Consider the following 21,550-nt stretch of genomic DNA (forward strand, 5'->3'; position numbering starts at 1 on the left):
ATCAGACTTCGTCGGTAGTGGGCTTGAGTGAGTGGTCCCGGCCAAGGCCTGAGACATGTTGTTTGTCGTCGTGCTCGCCAAAGTCCTTTTCACCAGGGTCCTTGCCTTCGGCCGACATGTGCTCGATCACCGCGTTCATCTCCGCCCCCAGCAACAGCACAGCAGCGGAAATGTAGAAGTACAGCAGCAACACAATGATCGCGCCGATACTGCCATACATGGCGTTGTAGTCGGCAAAGGTTTTGACGTAGTAGCCAAAACCCAGGGAAGCGATGATCCACACCACCACCGCCAGGACCGAACCCGGGGTGATAAAGCGAAATTTCTGCTTCACGTCAGGCATCAAGTAGTACATCAAGGCCACGGCGAACATCAGCAGGATCACGATCAGTGGCCAACGCAGGATGGTCCACAGCGTGACCACGAATTCCTGCATGCCGATCTGGCCCGCCAGCCATTCCATCACCTGCGGCCCGAGCACCATCAACGCTGCGGCGGCCAACAACATGCCGGCGATGCCAACGGTGTAGAAAATCGACAGCGGGAAACGTTTCCAGATCGGCCGGCCTTCCACCACGTCGTAGGCGGCGTTCATCGCGCTCATCATCAGACGCACACCCGCCGAGGCGGTGTACAGCGCAATCACGATACCCACCGACAACAGGCCGCCTTTGGATTGCTGCAACTGGTCGATTACCGGGTTGACCTGCTCCAGGGCCTGGGGCGGCAACACCAGTTCCGACTGCATGCGCAGCCAGGTGAAGAAGTCCGGCAGGTGCAGGAAACCGATCAGGGCAATCAGGAACAGCAGGAAGGGAAACAGTGAGAACAGCATCTGGTAGGCCAGTGCCGAGGCGTACGTAGGCATTTCGTCATCGAGGAACTCTGTGACGGTGCGCACCAGCACTTTGTGCAAGGGCAAGCCTTGTAATACCGGAAAAATCATAGCGTCTCCTTTCGCCGCAAAAAGGTTGAGTTCGTGGGCGACTCAGGGGCCGTTTTCTACATCAAGGTAGCCCATTTGGCGACCTTGAAACAATTTCCAAACTTTAATCACTGCAGGTGACACAAAAACGGCCATCCGTGGATGGCCGTCGGGCTGCTGGAATGCACGCAGCCAGGTCAGGACTATTTGACCGCTTTCTTTACCGCGTCCTTGGTGTCGCCGACTGCTTTTTGCACTTCGCCTTTCTTTTCCTGAACCACGCCTTCAGCCCGCAACTTGTCGTTGCCGGTGACTTTGCCAACACCTTGCTTGATGTTGCCGACGGCTTCGTTCGCCAAACCTTTTGCCTTATCCGATGTGCTACTCATGGTATTTCTCCTGGGAACAATCAAGGATTTTGGTCACTACGTAATCGTTGACCCTTGGCCTTTCCAGAGAGTTTCAATTATTTTTTGCGGGCATTTCATCGCGCATTTGCTCATCGGCAGCAGGTTGGGCTTTATGTTTTGCGGCCAACCCACGAGAATGCCGGGCACATCCGGGCGCAAGCGCTGGATAACAGATCCCGTAGGAAGGTTATGAAACTCAATAAAGCACAGGCCATTGCCCGCAGAAACCAGGAACTGGGCGGTGCCGTACTCGGCGTCAACAACTGCCACTTCACCGACCTGGACCGCAAACGCAACATCTGGTGGTTCGACCTGCCGGTGGGCCGGATTGCCGTAGGCCAGTACGAGTGGATTCACTTGTTGATGCACAACGCCGAAAGCGACCAGTTGCTGCACTTGAAGGTGCCGACCGTGTTTTTGCGCGAGAAGCTTGAAGGCCTGGTGGTGCGCAATGCCGGCAAGCGCAAGCCGGAGATTACCCTGGAGCTGAGTGCCGACAAGGATTCGTTCCTCAAGGATGTACGCCCGGCGGGTGCTGGTGTGAGCTTTGCGCAGTTCGCACTGTAACCTGTGGGAGCTATAGCGGTGGGTCAGCTAACACTGCTTTGACTGGCCCGCCGCTATCGCAGGCAAGCCAGCTCCCACATTTGGATTGCATTTCAAGTGGCGGGATCAGCGCTCAACAAAAAGCCCCGCATCTGCGGGGCTTTTTGTTTTAGACCGGTTACTTCTTCAAACCGGCCTTCTTCAGCTCTTCATCCCGCAGTTCACGGCGCAAGATCTTGCCCACGTTGGTGGTCGGCAGCGCATCACGGAATTCCACGGCCTTGGGCACCTTGTAGCCGGTGACGTTGGCGCGCATGTGCTCCATCACCTGGTCTTTGGTCAGGGTGGCACCCGGCTTGACCACGATGAAGATCTTGATGTGTTCCCCGGATTTCTCGTCCGGTACGCCAATGGCTGCGCATTGCAGCACGCCCGGCAAGGCTGCCAGCACGTCCTCCAGCTCGTTGGGGTACACGTTGAAACCGGAGACCAGAATCATGTCCTTCTTGCGGTCGACAATGCGCATGTAGCCATCCGGCTGGATGATCGCGATGTCACCGGTCTTCAGCCAGCCTTCGCTGTCGAGGATCTCGGCGGTGGCTTCTTCGCGCTGCCAGTAGCCCTTCATCACTTGCGGGCCCTTGACGCACAGCTCGCCCACCTCACCCAGCGCAAGTTCCACGCCGTCATCGGTGATGACCTTGCACAGGGTCGACGGCACCGGAATGCCGATGGTGCCGATCTGGATGTGCTGGATCGGGTTCACGGTGGCCACCGGGCTGGTCTCGGTCATGCCGTAACCTTCGCAGATGGAACAACCGGTGACCGCTTTCCAACGCTCGGCCGCCGCCAATTGCAGGGCCATGCCGCCGGACAGGGTGACTTTCAGCGCCGAAAAATCCAGCTTGCGGAAGGCGTCGTTGTTGCACAGGGCAACAAACAGGGTGTTCAGGCCGACAAAGCCGCTGAACTTCCACTTCGACAGTTCCTTGACCATCGCCGACAGGTCGCGCGGGTTGCTGATCAGGATGTTGTGGTTGCCGATCAGCATCATCGCCATGCAATGAAAGGTGAAGGCATAGATGTGGTACAGCGGCAGCGGGGTGATGAGGATCTCGCAGCCTTCATTGAGGTTGGAGCCCATCAGCGCCTTGCACTGCAGCATGTTGGCGACGAGGTTGCGGTGGGTCAGCATCGCGCCCTTGGCCACGCCGGTGGTGCCACCGGTGTATTGCAACACGGCGACTTCGTCACTGGCGGGGCTGACTTCGTTGATCGGCTGGCCGTGGCCCTTGGCCAATACGTCGTTGAACTTGATCGCCTTGGGCAAGTGGTACGCCGGGACCATCTTCTTCACGTACTTGATGACGCTGTTGATCAGCAGGCGCTTGAGCGGCGGCAACAGGTCGGCGACTTCGGTGACGATCACGTGCTTGACGGAGGTCTTGGGCACGACTTTTTCAGCCAGGTGCGCCATGTTGGCCAGGCAGACCAGGGCCTTGGCACCGGAGTCGTTGAATTGGTGTTCCATTTCCCGCGCGGTGTACAGCGGGTTGGTGTTGACCACGATCAGGCCAGCACGGATGGCGCCAAACACGGCGACCGGGTATTGCAGGACGTTGGGCAGTTGCACGGCGATTCGATCACCGGGCTGCAAGTCGGTATGCTGTTGCAGGTACGCGGCAAAGGCGCCGGACAGTTCGTACAGTTCACCGTAGGTGATTGTCTTGCCCAGGTTGCTGAAAGCCGGTTTGTTGGCGAAGCGTTGGCAGGACTGCTTCAGTACCGCCTGAATATTCGGATACTCGTCTGGATTGATTTCTGCAGCAATCCCGGCGGGGTACTTATCCTTCCAAAAGTCTTCGATCATGGAAGCCCACTCCTCAGCGACGCGAATTCATTCATCGCATTTGATGCGATTATTATTTGTTTGTTTTTGGGTGAGTCTGGCGGTTAAAAGCAGGCCAAGAGGTCACAAAGCGCGCCGAGAGTAGCAGCTTTGCCAAGGGCCGCCTAGAGCCAAAAGAGGCCCCTACGGTCATAAACATGACTCAAGAATATCTAATAGTCATTTTTAGAGCAAAGATTCTATAAGCCGAGAAAAGGCTCTGGCATGGGCTTTAGCACGATTAAACTGAATGAATAAAACCAGATGTGGGAGCGGGCTTGCTGTGGTGAGGGGGCTTGCCCCCCCATCGGGTTCACTACAGATTGATGGGGCTGCTTCGCAGCCCAGCGCGGGGCAAGCCCGCTCACCACAGCAAGCCCGCCCGCTCCCACATTTTTGACCTTATTTCAAATCAGGCTATGTCGCGCAATTCCCTGCGCAGGATCTTGCCCACCGGCGTCATCGGCAACGACTCACGCAACACAATGTGCTTGGGCACCTTGTAGCCGGTGAAGTTGGCCTTGCAGTAGGTCTTCAGCTCTTCAAGGCTCACGCCCTGCGCACGGGCCACCACAAACAGCTTCACCGCCTCGCCGGTACGCTCGTCCGGCACGCCGATCACCGCGCAACTGGCCACTGCCGGGTGCGCCATCACCACGTCTTCGATCTCGTTGGGGTACACGTTGAAGCCCGAGACGATGATCAGATCCTTCTTGCGGTCCACGATGCGCACAAAGCCGTCCGGGTCGATCACGGCGATATCGCCGGTCTTGAGCCAGCCTTCGGCGTCCAGGGTCTCGGCGGTCGCCACCGGTTGCTGCCAGTAGCCCTTCATCACTTGCGGGCCCTTGATGCACAGCTCGCCCCGCTCGCCCAGCGGCAACTCCACGCCGCTGTCGTCGACGACCTTCATTGCCGTGCCCGGCACCGGAATGCCCACGGTGCCCAGCTTCGATTTGCCGCCATACGGGTTGGTGCTGGCCACCGGTGAGGTTTCGGTCAGGCCGTAGCCTTCGCCAATCGCGCAGCCGGTCAGTTGCTGCCAGCGCTCGGCCGTCGCCTTGACCAGCGCAGTGCCGCCGGAATTGGTGAGCTTGAGGTGGGAGAAATCCAGGGTCTTGAAATCCGGGTGGTCCATCAACGCCACAAACAGCGTGTTGAGCCCCAGCAGCCCGGTAAAGCGCCACTTTTTCAGCTCCTTGATAAAGCCGCCAATGTCCCGGGGATTGGTGATCAGCACGTTGTGGTTGCCCGACACCATCATGCACATGCAATTCGCGGTGAAGGCATAGATGTGGTACAGCGGCAGCGGCGCGACCATCACCTCCTGCCCTTCCTTGATCAGCGGATGGCCGTCGTCGCCCAGTTGCGACATGCACGCGCGCACCTGCTGCATGTTGGCCACCAGGTTGCCATGGGTGAGCATGGCGCCCTTGGCCAGGCCGGTGGTGCCGCCGGTGTATTGCAGCACCGCGATGTCGTCGAGGGTCACCGGGTGGCGGTTGAGCGCCTGGCCCGCGCCCATGCTCAGGGCGCGCTTGAAGGAAATGGCCTGCGGCAGGTTGTACGCCGGGACCATCTTCTTGACCTTGTCGACTACGGTGTTGATCAGCCAGCCCTTGGCGGCGGGCATGAAGTCGCCCATCTTCGCTTCGATCAGGTATTCGATCTCGGTGTCTTTACTGACTTCTTCTACCCGCGAACCAAACAGGTTCAGGTACACCAGCGCTCGAATGCCGGCGTCCTTGAACTGGTGACGCATTTCCCGCGGGGTGTACAGCGGGTTGGTGTTGACCACGATCAGCCCCGCGCGCAGGGCGCCGAACACGGCAATCGGATAATGCAGGACGTTGGGCATCTGCACGGCAATGCGGTCACCCGGCTTGAGGTCGGTGTGCCATTGCAGGTAACCGGCGAACGCTGCACTGCGGCGATCCAGTTCGGCGTAGGTCAGGGTGATCCCCATGTTGCTGAACGCCGGACGATCGGCAAAGGTCTTGCAGGACCGCTCGAAGACTTCGATCACCGACTTGTAGGCCGTGAGGTCGATCTCGTTGGGAACCCCGGCCGCGCGTTTGTCATTCCAGAAATCAGGTTGCATTATTCTTGTCCTCTTACCTGAGTGGTCCGGCCGCTTTTGATGCTGCGATGAAAGCGGAGCTTTGGGGACGTTAGCAGCTATGGTCAATCAGGCAAATACAACAAGATGCGTCATTGATTGTGTGAATCTCCCTGCCAAGGCCAGCGCTGATCCAGCAGCCGCGGGCAGATGAGCTATACACTGCAACGACCCTGAGCAAAGGAAGCGCCATGAACCACACCACTTTCTGGCTGACCGCGAATGACCGCAGTCGGGTGTACGTCAACCAATGGCTGCCGGACGGGCCGCCCAAGGCGTTGATCATGCTGGCCCACGGCATGGCCGAGCACAGTGGCCGCTATGGGCGCCTGGCCCAGGCGTTGTGTGACGCCGGTTACGGCCTCTACGCCCCCGACCAGCGCGGCCACGGGCGCACCGCCGACGAAGGCACCCTGGGGCTGTTTGCCGAGAAAGATGGCTGGAACAAAGTGGTGGGCGACCTGGCGAGCCTCAACCAGCACATCGGCCAGCAGGCGCCGGGAGTGCCGATCATCCTGCTGGGCCACAGCATGGGCAGCTACATTGCCCAGGCGTATCTGCTGCACCACAGCGCGAGCCTCAACGGGGCGATTCTCAGCGGCTCGAATTTCCAGCCGGTGGCGCTGTACGGCGCAGCCAAGGTGATCGCCCACATCGAGCGCTTGCGCCAGGGCTTGCGCGGGCGCAGTGCGCTGATTGATTTCCTGTCATTTGGATCGTTCAACAAGGCATTTAAACCCAATCGCACCGCTTTCGACTGGCTCAGCCGAGACCCGGCCGAGGTCGACAAGTACGTCAGCGACCCGCTCTGCGGCTTTCGCTGCACCAACCAGCTGTGGATCGACCTGCTGAGCGGCTTGCAGCAAATCAGCAAAGCGTCCAATCTCGCTCAGATCGACCCGGGCCTGCCGATCCTGATAATGGGCGGAGAATGTGATCCGGTCAGTGAAGGCAAGCGTCTCAAAAGTCTGGCCAACGCTTTGCGTGAAGCCGGCTGCCAGAACCTGGAGCTGAGCATTTACCCGCAGGCGCGCCACGAATTATTCAACGAAACCAACCGTGATGCGGTCACAGCCGATGTGCTGACGTGGCTGGACCAGGCTGCAATACTGCGCCGCCCCGCTCGCTGCGAATGATATTTCGTTTAAAATCAATACATTAAGATTATCGATTAGCCACAGGATGCACCATCTGATGACCCAGGTTACCAACACGCCTTACGAAGCCCTCGAAGTCGGCCAGACCGCCAGCTACAGCAAGACCGTCGAAGAGCGCGATATCCAGCTGTTCGCGGCGATGTCCGGCGACCACAACCCGGTGCACCTGGACGCCGAATTCGCCAAGGCGACCATGTTCAAGGAACGCATTGCCCACGGCATGTTCAGCGGCGCCCTGATCAGCGCGGCAGTCGCGTGTGAGTTGCCTGGGCCCGGCACCATCTACATCGGCCAGCAAATGACCTTCCAGAAACCGGTTAAAATCGGCGACACCCTGACCGTGCGTCTGGAAATCCTGGAGAAGCTGCCGAAGTTTCGCGTGCGCATCGCCACCCGCGTATTCAACCAGCGCGATGAGCTGGTGGTGGACGGTGAAGCCGAGATCCTCGCGCCGCGCAAGCAGCAGACCGTGACCCTGACCGAACTGCCAGCCATCAGCATCGGTTAAACCACCACGCATAAAAAAGCCCCGCATCTGCGGGGCTTTTTCTATTCAGGCCGGGCTCAAGACTGAGCGCGTGCCTGGTTACGCAGGGCTTTCACCTGGTCGTGGTTGCGTTGCGCGCCGTGGAACTGACGCTCCACCAGGTCGCGGATACCCAGCAGGTTGTGCTTGTTAATCTTCTCGATCGCTTCTTTGTAAGCCTTCAACGCGTGGTCTTCACCGCGCTCGGCTTCGTTCAGCACAGCCTCTTCATCTTTACCGGTGACCAGCGACTTCACGTCGACCCAGCCACGGTGCAGGGCGCCAGCAACGCTACCGGATTTTTCCGGATCGCCACCGAGTGCTTTAACGGCGGTCTGCAGTTCGGCAGCGGCGGTGGCGCAATCAACGGAACGTTTGGCAAACAGGGCTTTGAGTTCTGGATGCTTGATGTCTTCTGCGCAGGTCTTGAAGCCTTCCTGGCCGTCCTTGCTGGTCTCGATCAGGTCATTGAGTACGGAGATCGATTCTTTGTTGATATCAGTCATTTTTCAATTCCTTCGCGGGTTAAGTAACGTGCATTAGTAATTGCAGCGCCCGTGCCAGCTTTTGAAAAACAAATTAATCCTTATATTTCAATAAGTTAAATATTAACCAAAAATCTGTATCCGCTTTATTTGCATGATCTGTCATTTGGCCTCCATGCAGAATGCCTGTATTTTCCAACGCATCGACTCAAACACTTGAAGCCCCAATGAACCCTGAAAAACTTGAACTGCTGATCACCCGCGAAATGCCCTTCGGCAAGTACAAGGGCCGGATCATTGCCGACCTGCCTGGGCCCTACCTGAACTGGTTTGCCCGTGAAGGTTTCCCCCACGGCGAGTTGGGTGGGTTACTGGCACTGATGCAGGAAATCGACCACAACGGCTTATCCGAACTGCTGGAACCCCTGCGCGCCAAACACGGCAAGCCAGCCCCTCGTCATTAATAGAGCACGCACATGGACAGTACCCGCGACGAACAACACTGGCACCAAATCGCCCAGCGCTACGACCTTGAGCCCGGCCCGATCAACCTCGAAAACGGGTACTTCGGGCGCATGAGCCGCGCGGTGCTGCAGCAGTATCAGGACCACGTAGCCTTCATCAATCGCAGCAATTCGATCCATGTTCGCCAGCGTTTCGAGCAGGGCGAAAACCTCGAGATTCGTAACCAGTTGGCGCATTTAATGGACGCCGACCCTGAAGCCGTCGCCCTCACCCGCTGCGCCTCGGATGCGTTGCAGTCGCTGATCCGCAACTACAACCGCCTGCAGCCGGGCGACCAGGTACTGATCAGCGACCTGGAATACGACACGGTCAAGGGCGCCATGCGCTGGCTGGCGCAGAACCGTGGGGTGGAGGTCATCGAGATTGCCCACGAACACCCGGCCAGTTTCGATAGCCTGGTGCAGACGTATCGCGATGCGTTCGTGCTCTACCCGCGTCTGAAATTGCTCGCACTGACCTATGTGACCCACCGCACCGGACTGGTAATGCCGGTGGAGGCGATTGCCACCGCAGCCAAAGAACACGGGATTGATGTGATCCTGGATGGCGCCCATGCGTTGGGGCAGATCGAGTTCAACCTGGCGCAGTTGGGCATCGCGTTTGCCGGCTTTAATCTGCACAAATGGATTGGCGCGCCGCTGACCCTGGGCTTTATCTATATCGACCCGCAGCGGCTGGCGGACATTGATCCCGACATGGGCGAGTTTCACTACCCGGTCACCGATGTACGTGCGCGTACGCCGTACAGCACGCCGAATTTCCCGGCACTGATGACGTTGCCGCTGGTGTTCGAAGAGCATCGGGCATTGGGCGGTTCGAAGGCCAAAGGCGCCCGGCTCAACTACCTGCGGGATTTGTGGGTGAGCGAGGTGCGGCAGTTGCCGGGAATTGAAGTGCTGACGCCGGACGATCCTCGGCTGTATTGCGCAATCACCTCGTTCAAGTTCACTGATCAGCCGGATCAACAGGTGATGGCGGATCGGTTGCTCAAGGAATATGACCTGTTTACCACGACCCGCAGCGGCGCGTCGTTCGGCAGTTGTATTCGGGTGACGCCGGGGTTTCTGACGTCAGCGGCGGACATCCACGTGTTGATCAAGGCCATCACAGAACTGAGCGCGACCTAGCGTGTATATCCGTTATTTAGGTAACGGCCACTTAGGGTTCCGCTCTTACAGCGGCTCACTTTTGAACAGCGCAAAAGTAAGCAAAACGCTCTTGCCCCACCACTCGGCACCTCGCCTAGGCTCGGTGTGCCCTCACTCCGGTACTACTCCGCGGGCCGCCGCGACGGGGCGTCCCTGCCCCGTCGCGGCTAAACCGGCGTCCTGCCGGTTTACCCGCTCCGTACTACCTGCGTTCGGCCAGCGTGGTTTAACGGGGCGCCTAAGATCAAGATCAAAAGCAGATCAACAGCACAGCGGCCTACAGGCCGGCTTGAGTGGTGTGAAGCAAAGGCAACATCAAAATCTAAAGCGGGCACGGTCCAACTGTAGGAGCTGGCTTGCCTGCGATAGCATCACCTCGGTGCATCTGAAAAACCGAGTTGTCTGCATCGCAGGCAAGCCAGCTCCCACAGAAAAGCAGAGCTGCATCAGTTTCAGATTTGGCTTTGGCTTTGGCTGTGGCTTTTGATCTGGTTTCTACCACTCAAGCCGGCCTGTAGGCCGCTGTGCTCTTGCTTTTGATCTGGCTCTGACTGCCCCACTCAGCCCGAGGCCGAACGCAGGGATTGAGGAGCGGGTAAACCGGCAGGACGCCGGTTTAGCCGCGACGGGGCAGGGACGCCCCGTCGCGGCGGCCCGCGGAGCAATGCCGGAGTGAGGGAACACCGAGCCTTAGCGAGGTGCCGACAGGCGGGGCAGAGCGCTTTGGTTACTTTGCCGCTTTTGCAAAGTGACTCGCTGTAAGAGCGAAACCATAAGCCGCCGTTACCTAAATAACGGATATGTACTCAGTCAGCCCTGAAGGTTTCCAGCAGGCAAAAAAAAGCGGCACACCGACCAAGTGCGCCGCAAAAATGCCGTAGAACACAGCAACAACGATTCGGTAAATCCAATCAGTCCAGCAGGGCCAGCGCCTCGGCGGTGGTTTCCTGGATACGTGCCCAGTCGCCGTTCTTGACCCACTCAGGGTCCAGCATCCAGCTACCGCCCACGCACATCACATTCTTCAAGGCCATGTAGCTCTTGATGTTGGCCGGGCCCACACCGCCAGTCGGGCAGAATTTCACTTCGCCAAACGGGCCGCCCAACGCTTTGATGGCCGCCACGCCACCGCTGACTTCAGCCGGGAACAGCTTGAAGCGGCGATAACCCAGGCCATAACCTTCCATGATCCCGGAAGCATTGCTGATGCCAGGCAACAGCGGAATCGGGCTGTGCACCGAGGCTTCCAGCAGGTCACGGGTAATGCCCGGGGTGACGATAAATTGCGAACCGGCCACTTCGGCCGCTTCCAGCATATGACGATCCAGCACGGTACCGGCGCCGGTGCACAGCTCCGGACGCTGCTCACGCAGCACCTGGATGGCCTTCAGGCCGAACTGCGAACGCAGGGTCACTTCCAGTGCGGTCAAACCACCGGCGGCCAGGGCATCGGCCAGCGGCAGAATGTCCTGTTCACGGGCAATGGTGATCACCGGCAGGATCCGCGCCTTGGCGCAGAGGCTGTCGATCAAGGCAACTTTGTCCGCCATGGAAACGGTAGGTTGAGGGCTGTTCATCGCGGCTGATCCTTGGCTCATGGGCACCAGTAAATCTCTAAAGTAGGTTGCAAAAACGCGCGTATCGGCATGGCAGCAACGTCGTCACTGGCCAGCGCGGCGCTCAAGGTGGTCAATTTCGAGCTGCCGGAAATCGACAGCACGGTGTAGTGGGCGGTGGCCAGCAATGCGCGACTCATGGTCAGGCGCTGGTGCGGCACGGTCGGCGCCAGCATTGGCCAGCAACGACGGCTGCCATCTGGCTTGAGTGCATCAGCCAGGTTCGGGCTGTTGGGGAACAGCGACGCGGTGTGGCCGTCGTCGCCCATGCCCAGTACCAGCACGTCAATCGCCGGCAACTCGGCCAGCAGGCGATCGGCCTGCTCGGCAGCCTGCTCCAGGGTGGCGGCGACGCTGTACAGGCTCAGGAACTTCGCCTTGGCCGCCGGCCCTTGCAGTAAATACTTTTTCAACAGGCCGGCATTGCTGTCGGCGTGTTCCACCGGCACCCAACGCTCGTCGGCCAGGGTGATGGTCACCTTGGACCAGTCCAGGCCTTGCTTGGCGAGGTTCTGGAAGAACGCCACCGGGCTGCGGCCACCGGACACCACCAGGGTCGCTTCGCCACGGGCACTGATGGCCGTGCGCAGTTGTTCGGCCACGTCATTGGCCAGGCCGTCGGCCAGCAGCGCCGCGGTGCGGTACTCATGGGCAGTGACGCCCTGAGGCAGTTTCAGTTCAGATATCGCCATACCAAGACCTCCCGTCCCGCGTGATCAGTGCAATCGAGCTCATCGGCCCCCAGGACCCCGCCGCGTACGGCTTGGGCGCATCACCGGACTTTTTCCACCCGGCGATCAACTGGTCACACCACTTCCACGCGGCTTCAATTTCATCTTTGCGCACAAACAGGTTCTGGTTGCCGCGCATGACTTCAAGTAACAACCGCTCGTAGGCATCGGGAATCCGCGCGCTGCGATAGGTGTCGGAAAAATTCAGTTGCAGTGGCCCGCTGCGCAGTTGCATGCCCTTGTCCAGGCCCTGCTCCTTGGTCATCACGCGCAAGGAAATACCTTCGTCCGGTTGCAGGCGGATGATCAGCTTGTTGCTGATCTGCAAGCGCTGCTCGGGAGCGAAGATGTAGTGGGACGGTTCCTTGAAGTGGATGACGATCTGCGACAGCTTTTGCGGCATGCGCTTGCCGGTGCGCAGGTAGAACGGCACCCCGGCCCAACGCCAGTTACGAATATCGGCCCGCAGCGCGACGAAGGTCTCGGTGTCGCTCTGGGTGTTGGAATTCTCTTCTTCGAGGTAACCCGGCACCGGCTTGCCGGCGCTGTAGCCGGCGATGTATTGGCCGCGCACCACTTGGGTGGTCAGGCCATCGGGGCTGATCGGCGCCAGGGCCTTGAGCACCTTGACCTTCTCGTCACGAATACTGTCGGCAGACAGGTCGGCCGGCGGGTCCATGGCGATCAGGCACAGCAGCTGCAGCAGGTGATTCTGGATCATGTCCCGCAGTTGCCCGGCCTTGTCGAAGTAACCCCAGCGACCTTCGATGCCGACCTGCTCGGCCACGGTGATTTCCACGTGGGAGATGTAGTTCTGGTTCCACTGGGTTTCAAACAGGCTGTTGGCAAAACGCAGGGCAATCAGGTTCTGGACGGTTTCTTTGCCCAGGTAGTGGTCGATGCGGTAGGTGCGGTTTTCCGGGAAAAACTGCGCCACGGCGTCGTTGACCTTGCGCGACGAATCGAGGTCCGAGCCGATGGGTTTTTCCAGGACCACGCGGGTGTTTTCCGCCAGGCCGACCTTGGACAGGTTCTCGCAGATCGCGCCGTACACCGCCGCCGGGGTGGCGAAGTAGGCAATCAGGCGTTGTTCAGTGCCGGCTTTTTCCGCCAGGGCAACATAGTCGTCGGCTTTCAGGAAGTCGACGTGCAGGTACGTCAGGCGGGCCAGGAAGCGCTGGGCGACGGTTTCGTCCAGTTCCTTGCCGACGTAGCTGCGCAATTCTTTTTCGATGTGGGCCAGGTGCTGCTGCTCGGAACCCGCCTCACGGGCCAGGGCCAGGATGCGCGTGTCTTCGTGCAGGAGGCCCGCACCATCGAGTTGATAAAGGGCAGGAAATAACTTGCGCAGCGCCAGATCACCCAAGGCGCCAAACAGGGCAAAGGTGCAGGGTTCTACGGTTATCGAAGGCATGATGTTTGTTCTTTTATCAAGTTAAGCTACAAATACCTTTTTTTAAGGCATCACTCAAGGAAAAATGTAGTAATAACCACAACATTTTCCCAAAAAACGTATTCCGAGTGGTGGTGTTCAACTACCCTAAGTAGGATAGGCCACCGCAAAGGGCCGCTCGTCGACTGGTTGACGACCCTTATTTGCATCGTCGCCCTAAGGAAACATGAATGGACCGCGTGCGAAATCTACTGGAACAGATCCAGAAACGCCTCGAAGAACTGAACAAGGCTGAACGTAAAGTCGCCGAGGTCATCCTGCTCAACCCGCAGCAGGCGACCCGCTTCTCTATCGCCGCCCTCGCCCAGGCCGCTTCGGTCAGCGAACCTACAGTGAACCGCTTCTGCCGCTCGTTCGGCGTGAGTGGTTACCCTGAACTTAAATTGCAGCTGGCGCAAAGTTTGGCCAGCGGCGCGGCGTATGTCAGCCGCGCGGTAGGGGCCGATGACAACCCCGAGGCCTACACCCAGAAGATCTTTGGCAGCGCCATCGCCTCCCTGGACAGCGCCTGCCAGGCCCTGGACCCGAACCTGATCAGCAAGGCCGTGGACCTGCTGATCCAGGCCCGGCAGATCCACTTCTTTGGCCTCGGGGCTTCGGCGCCGGTGGCCATGGATGCCCTGCACAAGTTTTTCCGTTTCAACCTGTCGGTCACGGCCCATGCCGATGTGCTGATGCAGCGGATGATCGCCTCGGTGGCCCATACCGGCGAGTTATTCGTGATCATTTCCTACACCGGGCGTACCCGTGAGTTGGTGGAAGTGGCGCGTATTGCGCGGGAAAACGGTGCTTCGGTGCTGGGCGTAACGGCCGAGAACTCGCCACTGGCCAAGGTCAGTACCGTGAGCCTGAACATTCCGTTGCCGGAAGACACCGACATCTACATGCCGATGACCTCGCGGATCATCCAGCTGACGGTGTTGGACGTGCTGGCCACGGGCATGACCTTGCGTCGCGGGGTGGATTTCCAGCCGCATTTACGCAAGATCAAAGAGAGCTTGAATGACAGCCGGTATCCGGTTGGGGATGAGTTCAACTAGTTCGAAATCTACGCGACTGTGGTGAGCGGGCTTGCCCCGCGCTGGGCCGCGAAGCGGTCCTATTAAGCTCGCCGAGTTGATTCAGGTATATCTCGGTGGCTGGTTTCAGGGCCGCTTCGCAGCCCAGCGCGGGGCAAGCCCGCTCACCACAGGCCTCAGGCACCCACCCGCGCCTGCAAACTCAAATGCGCCCTCTCCCCCGGCGCCAGGCTCGCACCGGCCATCGCCGACTCCACACACACAAACCCCGACGCCTCGTTGAAGCTCACCCCCAGCAACGGCCGGCTGCCCGGGTGCCACACCACCGTGTCGGCACTCTCGCCGGTATCGATGCACAACTCACGCTGCCAGGCATGGTCCTTGAGGTGCAACTCGCCCTCGTGCTGGAACACCCGCTGACAGCCGCCATCGACCCGCAACTCACCTTCCTGCTGGCAAACCTGGCGATTGAGCTGGTCGTAGCCCTGCGCCCCATCGAGCCCAGACAGCGCTATCTCACCGACGTTGCCAATTCGCCAATAGGCGTGCAAAGCATGGCTCAGTTGGCACGGAAGCTCGTCCTGATGCTCGGTGGCCAGGCGCAGTTCCAGGGTTTCCCCCAGGTGTGCATGCAGGTCCACCTGCCAATCGCATAACTGCAATTGCCAGTGCAAACGCACGCCGTCGTCGTCGGTGCTGCTGTCCAGCAGTTTCCAGTCGATCAGCCGTGCCCAACCATGGGACGGCCACGCGTTTTCGCTGGGATGGCGGCCATACCACGGCCAACACACCGGCACGCCGCCACGAATGGCGCCGACCTGCGGCCACTTGGCCGCGCACCACAGCCAGGGTTTCTGGCCCTTGGGCTGAAAGTGCAGCAATTGCGCGCCCTGGCGACTGAACACCGCCTGGCAGAGCGGGTGATCGATCACCAACACATCGCGCATCTGAAAGCGTTCCCAGGCGAATACCGGTCGCTCGCGCAGGGATTTGAAAAAGCGTTGCAGCGGATGCTCATGCATGTGCCACGGTCCTGAAAATCCTTGTAGGAGCTGGCTTGCCTGCGATGGCATCGCCTCGGTGTGGCAGATACACCGCGGGGCTCGCATCGCAGGCAAGCCAGCTCCCACACAAAAAAAAGCGGATAGCCATGGCTACCCGCAAAATGCGCACAGAGAGAAGGAGCTTATCGCAACAGCGTTAGAACGTAGACTGAATTTTCAGGCCCGCGACTACCGCGTTGTCGACCTGCTTCACGCCGCCTGGGTTGGCGATGTATTGCAGGTTAGGACGCACGGTCAGCCAGTTGGTGACGTGGAAACCATAGTTCAGTTCGACGTTGTACTCAGTGTTACGCAGCGGTGCGTAGCCCGACTGATCGTAATCGGTGAAACCGCCAGCGGCATTGAGCAACTCGGCGTTTTTCTTCACGTCACTGTTGGCGTGGATACGGGACACACCGATACCCACGTCATCTTTGGTACGTGCGTCGAATGGGCCCTTGTACACAAGCATCAGCGACTGGTAGTTGTCGACCAGGTTGGTGTCTTTGTCGTGGAAGGTGACGTTGGCCGCGATGTTCAAGCCGCGGGAAGCGTCGCCATTGTGGGTGGTGAGTTGCTGTTGCAGAACGCCCCAGTAACCGCTTTTGCTGCTGCGAACACGGAAAGCTGCGCCCGTGGTGCCAGCATCGTTGCCGTTGACGTCTTCACGTACGTCGGTGGCATCGGCGGTGCTCTTGTAGTAACCCACACGGTATTCGCCCGGCAGGCCGTTGACCTTAGGCGACCAGACCAATTCCACCGGCAATACGGTGCCCTTGGTGCCGCTGCCGCTGAGTTTGAAGCCGTTGCCGTGCTCCAACTGCGACGGGTTCTGGTTGTACGCACCGATTTGCGCATACAGCTCAGGCGTGATGTTGTACTTCACGCGGATAGCCGCCTGGCTGACTGGCCAGTTGTACCAGGTGTTTACATAGTTACCGACCTGGGAGCCGCAGAACGACAGGTTCTGGAAGTCGCACGGGAAGGTGTTGAAGTCTTCGCCTTCACCGAAGTAACCGAGTTTCACGTCCAGCTTGTTGTCGAACATCTGGTGCTGAATCCAGAACTGCGTCAGACGCACCATGTGGCCACGGCCGTCGACTTCTTGAGACGAACTCAAGGTGCCGGCACGCGGGTCACCGATACGGTCGTTGGAGATGTTCGCACCATTACGATTGGTCAACTGGATCTTGGCCTGGGTGTTGCTCCAGCCCCACAGCTTGTCCAGGTCCAGTGCTACGCCCAGACCGAACTGGTCAGCGTAACGGGCAGTTTTGTCGTTGTTGTAGCCACCGCTGAGGTTGCCACCGACTTCACCTACGTAATCCGCCTTGATGTCGATACCTTGCTCGATCAGCTTGGTACGCTCACCGCCCCAATCGCCGGTCATCCACTTGGAATCGGAGCTGAATGCATCGGCCGCCATCGCATTGGCGGACAATACCAGGGCTGCTGCTGCTGACAGTTGGCAGATCAGCCGGGTGTTGTTGTGTTGCTTTTTCATCCCTACATCCTCGTCTTTATTGTTATTAACTGTTTTTATCTAACGCGGTTTACTTCTTTGTCCCTGGTTCCCCGACAGGAGCGTGCCCGCTCCTGCCATTCAACGTCCCTTGAATTGAGCGACGTTGTCACTGCGCTCCTGTGCAGGCAACGAAGCGGCAGTGCCCAGACGCTCACCGGTCTTGGCGTCGAACAGCAACACCTTGGCCGGATCGAACTGCAGGGTCAGGGTCTCGCCCACCTGCGGCGCCACATCGGGCGCCAGGCGGCAGCAGACCTTGGTGTCATTGATTTGCACGAACACCAGGGTGTCCGGGCCAGTCGGTTCGGTGACTTGCACCTCGGCCCGAATGGTCGGTGCGCCGGTGGCTTCGGCTGCGGCCAGCACGATCTGCTCCGGGCGCAGGCCCAGGATCACTTCGCGGTCTTCAAGGCCTGCATCGTTCATGCTCAGCGGCAATTCACACCGAGCCTGGCCGCTGTCCAGCAACGCCACCAGGCGGCCGTCCTTGCGTTGCAGGCGCAGTGGAATGAAGTTCATCGGCGGCGAACCGATAAAGCTCGCCACGAACAGGTTGGCCGGGTCGTTGTAGATCTCTTTCGGCGTGCCGAACTGCTGGATGATGCCGTCCTTCATCACCGCTACTTTGTCGCCCAGGGTCATCGCTTCGATCTGATCGTGGGTGACGTAGACGGTGGTGGTTTTCAGACGCTGGTGCATCAGTTTCATTTCGGTACGCATCTCGACCCGCAGCTTGGCGTCGAGGTTGGACAGCGGTTCGTCGAACAGGTAGATCTTCGGACGACGCGCCAGTGCACGGCCCATGGCCACGCGCTGTTGCTGGCCGCCCGAGAGTTGGCCCGGCTTGCGATTGAGCAGGTGCTCGATCTGCAGCAGCTTGGCGACGCGCGCCACTTCTTCGTCGATCGCCGCCTGGGGCATCTTGCGAATCTTCAGGCCGAACTCGATGTTCTCGCGCACGCTCATGGTCGGGTACAGCGCGTAGGACTGGAACACCATGGCGATGTCGCGATCCTTGGGACTCATGCCGCTCACGTCCTGATCGCCGATCATGATCGCGCCGCCGGTGATGTTTTCCAGGCCGGCAATGCAGTTCATCAAGGTCGACTTGCCGCAACCCGAAGGCCCGACCAGGATCAGGAACTCACCTTCCTTGATCGACAGTTCGATGTTCTTCAGGGTGTCCGGCAGGCCGGTACCGTAGGTCTTGTTTACGTTACGAAGTTCAAGCGTTGCCATGATTACCCCTTGACCGCGCCGGCCGTCAGGCCGCGCACGAAATACTTGCCTGCGACCACATAGACCAGCAGGGTCGGCAGCCCGGCGATCATCGCCGCCGCCATATCAACGTTATATTCCTTGACCCCGGTACTGGTGTTGACCAGGTTGTTCAGCGCCACTGTGATGGGCTGCGAATCACCGCTGGAGAACACCACGCCGAACAGGAAGTCGTTCCAGATCTGCGTGAACTGCCAGATCAGGCACACCATGATGATCGGTGTCGACATCGGCAGGATGATCAGGCGGAAGATCGTGAAGAACCCCGCGCCATCCAGGCGTGCCGCCTTCACCAGTGCATCGGGAATGCTGACGTAGTAGTTACGGAAGAACAGTGTAGTAAACGCCAGTCCGTAGACGATGTGCACGAACACCAGGCCCGTGGTGGTACTGGCGAGGCCCATCTTGCCGAGGGTGAACGAGGCTGGCAGCAGCACGGTCTGGAACGGCAGGAAGCAGCCGAACAGCAGCAGGCCGAAGAACAACTGCGAGCCGCGAAAACGCCACATCGACAGCACGTAGCCGTTCAATGCACCGATGGCGGTGGAGATCAGCACGGCCGGAACGGTGATCTTGATCGAGTTCCAGAAGTAACCGTCAACCGTGGCCCAGGCTTTCACCCAGCCAATGCCGGTGACAACGGAAGGCCAGCTCAGCAGGTTGCCGGTGCTGATGTCTTCCGGGGTCTTGAAGCTGGTCAGCAACATGACCACCAACGGCACCAGGTACAACAGGACAGCGAGGATCAGCACCGCGTAGATCGCGATGCGGCTCAGGCTGATGGCAGGTTTGCCGACAAGACTAGTCATTGCGCTTGGTCCTTAGCTCGGAGTACAGGTAAGGCACGATGATTGCGAGAATCGCACCGAGCATCAGAATCGCACTGGCCGAGCCCATGCCCATCTGGCCGCGGCTGAAGGTGAAGGAGTACATGAACATCGCCGGCAGGTCGGAGGAGTAACCCGGACCACCCGCGGTCATGGCCGCCACCAGGTCGAAACTCTTGATCGCGATGTGCGCCAGAATCATCACCGCACTGAAGAACACCGGACGCAGGCTTGGCAGCACCACTTTCCAGTAGATGCGCGGCATGCTCGCGCCGTCGATCTGCGCAGCACGGATGATCGATTGATCAACACCGCGCAGGCCGGCGAGGAACATCGCCATGATGAAGCCCGAGGCTTGCCACACAGCGGCGATCACCAGGCAATACACCACACGGTCCGGGTCGATCAGCCAGTCCAGGCGAAAGCCTTCCCAGCCCCAGTCCCGCAGCAGTTTGTCCAGGCCCATGCCCGGGTTGAGCAGCCATTTCCAGGCGGTACCGGTAACGATCATCGAGAGCGCCATCGGGTACAGGTAAATGGTGCGGATAAAACCTTCGCGACGGATTTTCTGGTCGAGGAAAATCGCCAGCGTCACGCCGATCACCAACGTGATGCCGATGAACATGCCACCGAACACCGCGAGGTTCTTGCTCGCGACCCACCAGCGGTCGTTGTCGAACAAGCGCGCGTATTGAGCCAGGCCCACGAACTTGTAGGTCGGCAGGAAAGTCGAGTTAGTGAACGACAGCACAAACGTCCACAGGATGTAGCCATAGAAGCCCACCAGAACGATGAACATGCTCGGCGCCAGCACCAGTTTGGGTAGCCAGCGCTGCAGTGCATCGAACGGCGAGGCTTTGCTGAACACAGCAACAGAACTCATGGGAAAATCCAGTACAGGGAAAAAGGACTACAGGAACATGCCTTGCGGGGGTTAGGGGTCCCCCCGCAAGGCCATTCAGTACTAACCGTTACTTGGCCGACTTGACCGCGCTGTACAGTTGCTTCGCGGTGGCTGCCGGATCAGCGGCCGGGTTGTTGATGTAGTTGGTGACTACGTCAAAGAACGCGCCTTGTACGGCCAGCGTGGTCGCCATGTTGTGCGCCATGCTTGGCTGCAGGCCGCCGGTCTGGGCGTCTGCCAGGAAGTCCTTGGCGGCAGTCTGGGCGCAGGAGTCAAAGCCGTATTTGCCCATGTCTTTCAACATGTCGATACGAACCGGGATCGAGCCCTTGTTGATGCTGAAGACTTTCTGGAAGTTTTCGCTCAACACGACTTTGGCGATGTCCTGCTGACCGGCAGCAGTGCCTTTGTCTTTCTGCTTGAACACCGCGAGGGAGTCGATGTTGTAGGTGAACGCCTTGTCGGTGCCCGGGAAGGCTACGCACTCGTAGTCTTTGCCGGCGACTTTCTTGGCGGCGGTCCATTCACTCTTGGCCCAGTCACCCATGATCTGCATGCCGGCCTTGCCGTTGATGACTTTGGCGGCTTCGAGGTTCCAGTCCTGGCCCTTGCCGTCGACGTCCATGTAGGTCGCGACTTTCTTCAGCTCGGTCAGGGACTTGATCATTTCAGGGCCGGTCAGGGCTTTTTCGTCCAGGTCGACCAGGGCTTTCTTGTAACCGTCAGCCCCCATTACCGAGAGCACGACTGCTTCGAAAACGGTGCTGTCCTGCCAAGGCTGGCCACCGTGGGCGAGCGGAATGAAACCGGCTTTCTTCAGCTTGTCGCCAGCGGCGTAGAACTCTTCGAGGGTGGTAGGCGGTTTTTCGATACCGGCTTTCTTGAAGACTTCCGGGTTGATCCACAGCCAGTTGACGCGGTGAATGTTCACCGGCACGGCCACGTAATCACCTTCGTACTTCACGGTATCGGAGACTTTCTTGTCCAGCAGGGAGTCCCACTTTTCTTCTTTGGCGGGAACCTTCAGGACGTCGGTGTCGAGCAGCCCGGTGGACGCCCATTCCTGGATGTCGGGGCCTTTGATCTGGGCCATGCCTGGCGGGTTGCCAGCAACGGCGCGGCTTTTCAGTACGGTCATGGCAGTGGAACCGCCACCGCCGGCGACGGCACCGTCTTTCCAGGTGAAACCGTCTTTTTCAACTTGGGCCTTCAGGACATCTACTGCCGCTTTCTCGCCACCCGAGGTCCACCAATGCACAACTTCAACCGTCCCTTTCGAGTCGGCGGCAAAAGCACTGAGGGGAAACAACGAGGCAACGGAAATAGCTACGGCGAGGCGACTGATCGCTTTCATCTGAGTACCTTTTTTCTTGTTGTTATGCATGCAAGTCGGTGCTTGCGCTGCAAACGAGTTTAAACAGGGAT

General features: G+C 59.2%; 20 protein-coding genes. 6 read left to right on the plus strand and 14 right to left on the minus strand.

Annotated features, from left to right (window positions below; translation table 11 throughout):
- Window position 1: 1 nt before the first annotated feature.
- The gene (locus HKK54_RS02700; protein ID WP_010169851.1) at window positions 2–946 is read right to left on the minus strand and encodes a YihY/virulence factor BrkB family protein; all 945 of its coding nucleotides are present in this window, start codon (window positions 944–946) and stop codon (window positions 2–4) included.
- Window positions 947–1,128: 182 nt separating this feature from the next.
- Window positions 1,129–1,314, minus strand: coding sequence for a CsbD family protein (locus tag HKK54_RS02705; RefSeq protein WP_003213044.1), 186 nt, complete (start codon window positions 1,312–1,314; stop codon window positions 1,129–1,131).
- A 210-nt stretch (window positions 1,315–1,524) separates the two neighbouring features.
- Between HKK54_RS02705 and HKK54_RS02710 the strand changes: the two genes are divergently transcribed.
- Window positions 1,525–1,902 (plus strand): hypothetical protein, encoded by a 378-nt coding sequence (locus tag HKK54_RS02710; protein ID WP_003213043.1) that lies wholly within the window; start codon window positions 1,525–1,527, stop codon window positions 1,900–1,902.
- A 157-nt stretch (window positions 1,903–2,059) separates the two neighbouring features.
- Here the strand turns inward: HKK54_RS02710 and fadD1 are convergent, their stop codons facing one another.
- Together fadD1 and fadD2 are read right to left on the minus strand one after the other, a co-directional pair.
- Complete coding sequence (gene fadD1 / locus HKK54_RS02715) at window positions 2,060–3,751, minus strand: long-chain-fatty-acid--CoA ligase FadD1 (protein WP_169386101.1); 1,692 nt, start codon at window positions 3,749–3,751, stop codon at window positions 2,060–2,062.
- Between the two features lie 430 nt (window positions 3,752–4,181).
- Window positions 4,182–5,870: a long-chain-fatty-acid--CoA ligase FadD2 gene (gene fadD2 / locus HKK54_RS02720; RefSeq protein WP_010169853.1), complete on the minus strand. Its 1,689-nt coding sequence runs from the start codon at window positions 5,868–5,870 to the stop codon at window positions 4,182–4,184.
- 209 nt (window positions 5,871–6,079) lie between these two features.
- Here fadD2 and HKK54_RS02725 point away from each other — a divergent pair, with 209 nt between their 5' ends.
- Window positions 6,080–7,024, plus strand: coding sequence for an alpha/beta hydrolase (locus HKK54_RS02725; RefSeq protein ID WP_010169854.1), 945 nt, complete (start codon window positions 6,080–6,082; stop codon window positions 7,022–7,024).
- Between the two features lie 58 nt (window positions 7,025–7,082).
- Window positions 7,083–7,553, plus strand: coding sequence for a MaoC family dehydratase (locus HKK54_RS02730; protein WP_003213034.1), 471 nt, complete (start codon window positions 7,083–7,085; stop codon window positions 7,551–7,553).
- Between the two features lie 56 nt (window positions 7,554–7,609).
- On the opposite strand, the gene HKK54_RS02735 is transcribed toward HKK54_RS02730, so the two are convergent.
- Window positions 7,610–8,077: a ferritin-like domain-containing protein gene (locus tag HKK54_RS02735; protein ID WP_010169856.1), complete on the minus strand. Its 468-nt coding sequence runs from the start codon at window positions 8,075–8,077 to the stop codon at window positions 7,610–7,612.
- Between the two features lie 206 nt (window positions 8,078–8,283).
- Between HKK54_RS02735 and HKK54_RS02740 the strand changes: the two genes are divergently transcribed.
- Both HKK54_RS02740 and HKK54_RS02745 read left to right on the plus strand, forming a co-directional pair.
- Window positions 8,284–8,520 carry a DUF3820 family protein gene (locus tag HKK54_RS02740; protein WP_003213031.1) on the plus strand — a complete coding sequence of 79 codons (237 nt, stop codon included), beginning with the start codon at window positions 8,284–8,286 and terminating at the stop codon, window positions 8,518–8,520.
- A gap of 12 nt (window positions 8,521–8,532) precedes the next feature.
- On the plus strand, window positions 8,533–9,708 hold the full coding sequence (locus HKK54_RS02745; protein WP_169386102.1) for an aminotransferase class V-fold PLP-dependent enzyme: 1,176 nt from the start codon (window positions 8,533–8,535) through the stop codon (window positions 9,706–9,708).
- 932 nt (window positions 9,709–10,640) lie between these two features.
- On the opposite strand, the gene HKK54_RS02750 is transcribed toward HKK54_RS02745, so the two are convergent.
- The 3 genes from HKK54_RS02750 to zwf are packed head-to-tail and all read right to left on the minus strand — an operon-like array spanning window position 10,641 to window position 13,490.
- Complete coding sequence (locus HKK54_RS02750; protein WP_010169858.1) at window positions 10,641–11,306, minus strand: bifunctional 4-hydroxy-2-oxoglutarate aldolase/2-dehydro-3-deoxy-phosphogluconate aldolase; 666 nt, start codon at window positions 11,304–11,306, stop codon at window positions 10,641–10,643.
- 17 nt (window positions 11,307–11,323) lie between these two features.
- Window positions 11,324–12,037 carry a 6-phosphogluconolactonase gene (pgl, locus tag HKK54_RS02755; protein ID WP_010169859.1) on the minus strand — a complete coding sequence of 238 codons (714 nt, stop codon included), beginning with the start codon at window positions 12,035–12,037 and terminating at the stop codon, window positions 11,324–11,326.
- Entirely contained in the window at window positions 12,024–13,490 is a 1,467-nt protein-coding gene (zwf, locus tag HKK54_RS02760; RefSeq protein ID WP_076015857.1) for a glucose-6-phosphate dehydrogenase, read from the minus strand. Before zwf ends, pgl begins: the two co-directional genes overlap by 14 nt.
- Before the next feature lie 218 nt (window positions 13,491–13,708).
- Here zwf and HKK54_RS02765 point away from each other — a divergent pair, with 218 nt between their 5' ends.
- Window positions 13,709–14,569 carry a MurR/RpiR family transcriptional regulator gene (locus tag HKK54_RS02765; protein WP_177090645.1) on the plus strand — a complete coding sequence of 287 codons (861 nt, stop codon included), beginning with the start codon at window positions 13,709–13,711 and terminating at the stop codon, window positions 14,567–14,569.
- Between the two features lie 155 nt (window positions 14,570–14,724).
- On the opposite strand, the gene HKK54_RS02770 is transcribed toward HKK54_RS02765, so the two are convergent.
- The 6 genes from HKK54_RS02770 to HKK54_RS02795 all read right to left on the minus strand — a co-directional run bounded on the left by HKK54_RS02770 (window position 14,725) and on the right by HKK54_RS02795 (window position 21,479).
- Window positions 14,725–15,570, minus strand: a complete 846-nt coding sequence (locus tag HKK54_RS02770) for a D-hexose-6-phosphate mutarotase (protein ID WP_010169862.1) — start codon at window positions 15,568–15,570, stop codon at window positions 14,725–14,727.
- 178 nt (window positions 15,571–15,748) lie between these two features.
- Window positions 15,749–17,095 carry a carbohydrate porin gene (locus HKK54_RS02775; protein WP_010169863.1) on the minus strand — a complete coding sequence of 449 codons (1,347 nt, stop codon included), beginning with the start codon at window positions 17,093–17,095 and terminating at the stop codon, window positions 15,749–15,751.
- Window positions 17,096–17,194: 99 nt separating this feature from the next.
- Window positions 17,195–18,355: an ABC transporter ATP-binding protein gene (locus HKK54_RS02780; RefSeq protein ID WP_010169864.1), complete on the minus strand. Its 1,161-nt coding sequence runs from the start codon at window positions 18,353–18,355 to the stop codon at window positions 17,195–17,197.
- Window positions 18,356–18,357: 2 nt separating this feature from the next.
- Entirely contained in the window at window positions 18,358–19,203 is an 846-nt protein-coding gene (locus HKK54_RS02785; RefSeq protein WP_010169865.1) for a carbohydrate ABC transporter permease, read from the minus strand.
- Window positions 19,196–20,104 carry a carbohydrate ABC transporter permease gene (locus HKK54_RS02790; RefSeq protein ID WP_010169866.1) on the minus strand — a complete coding sequence of 303 codons (909 nt, stop codon included), beginning with the start codon at window positions 20,102–20,104 and terminating at the stop codon, window positions 19,196–19,198. The genes HKK54_RS02785 and HKK54_RS02790 overlap by 8 nt, the downstream gene beginning before the upstream one ends.
- A gap of 88 nt (window positions 20,105–20,192) precedes the next feature.
- Window positions 20,193–21,479, minus strand: coding sequence for an ABC transporter substrate-binding protein (locus tag HKK54_RS02795; RefSeq protein WP_010169867.1), 1,287 nt, complete (start codon window positions 21,477–21,479; stop codon window positions 20,193–20,195).
- Between the last annotated feature and the right edge of the window lie 71 nt (window positions 21,480–21,550).

Source organism: Pseudomonas sp. ADAK13 (assembly GCF_012935715.1).
In the GTDB taxonomy this organism is placed as follows: Bacteria; Pseudomonadota; Gammaproteobacteria; order Pseudomonadales; family Pseudomonadaceae; genus Aquipseudomonas.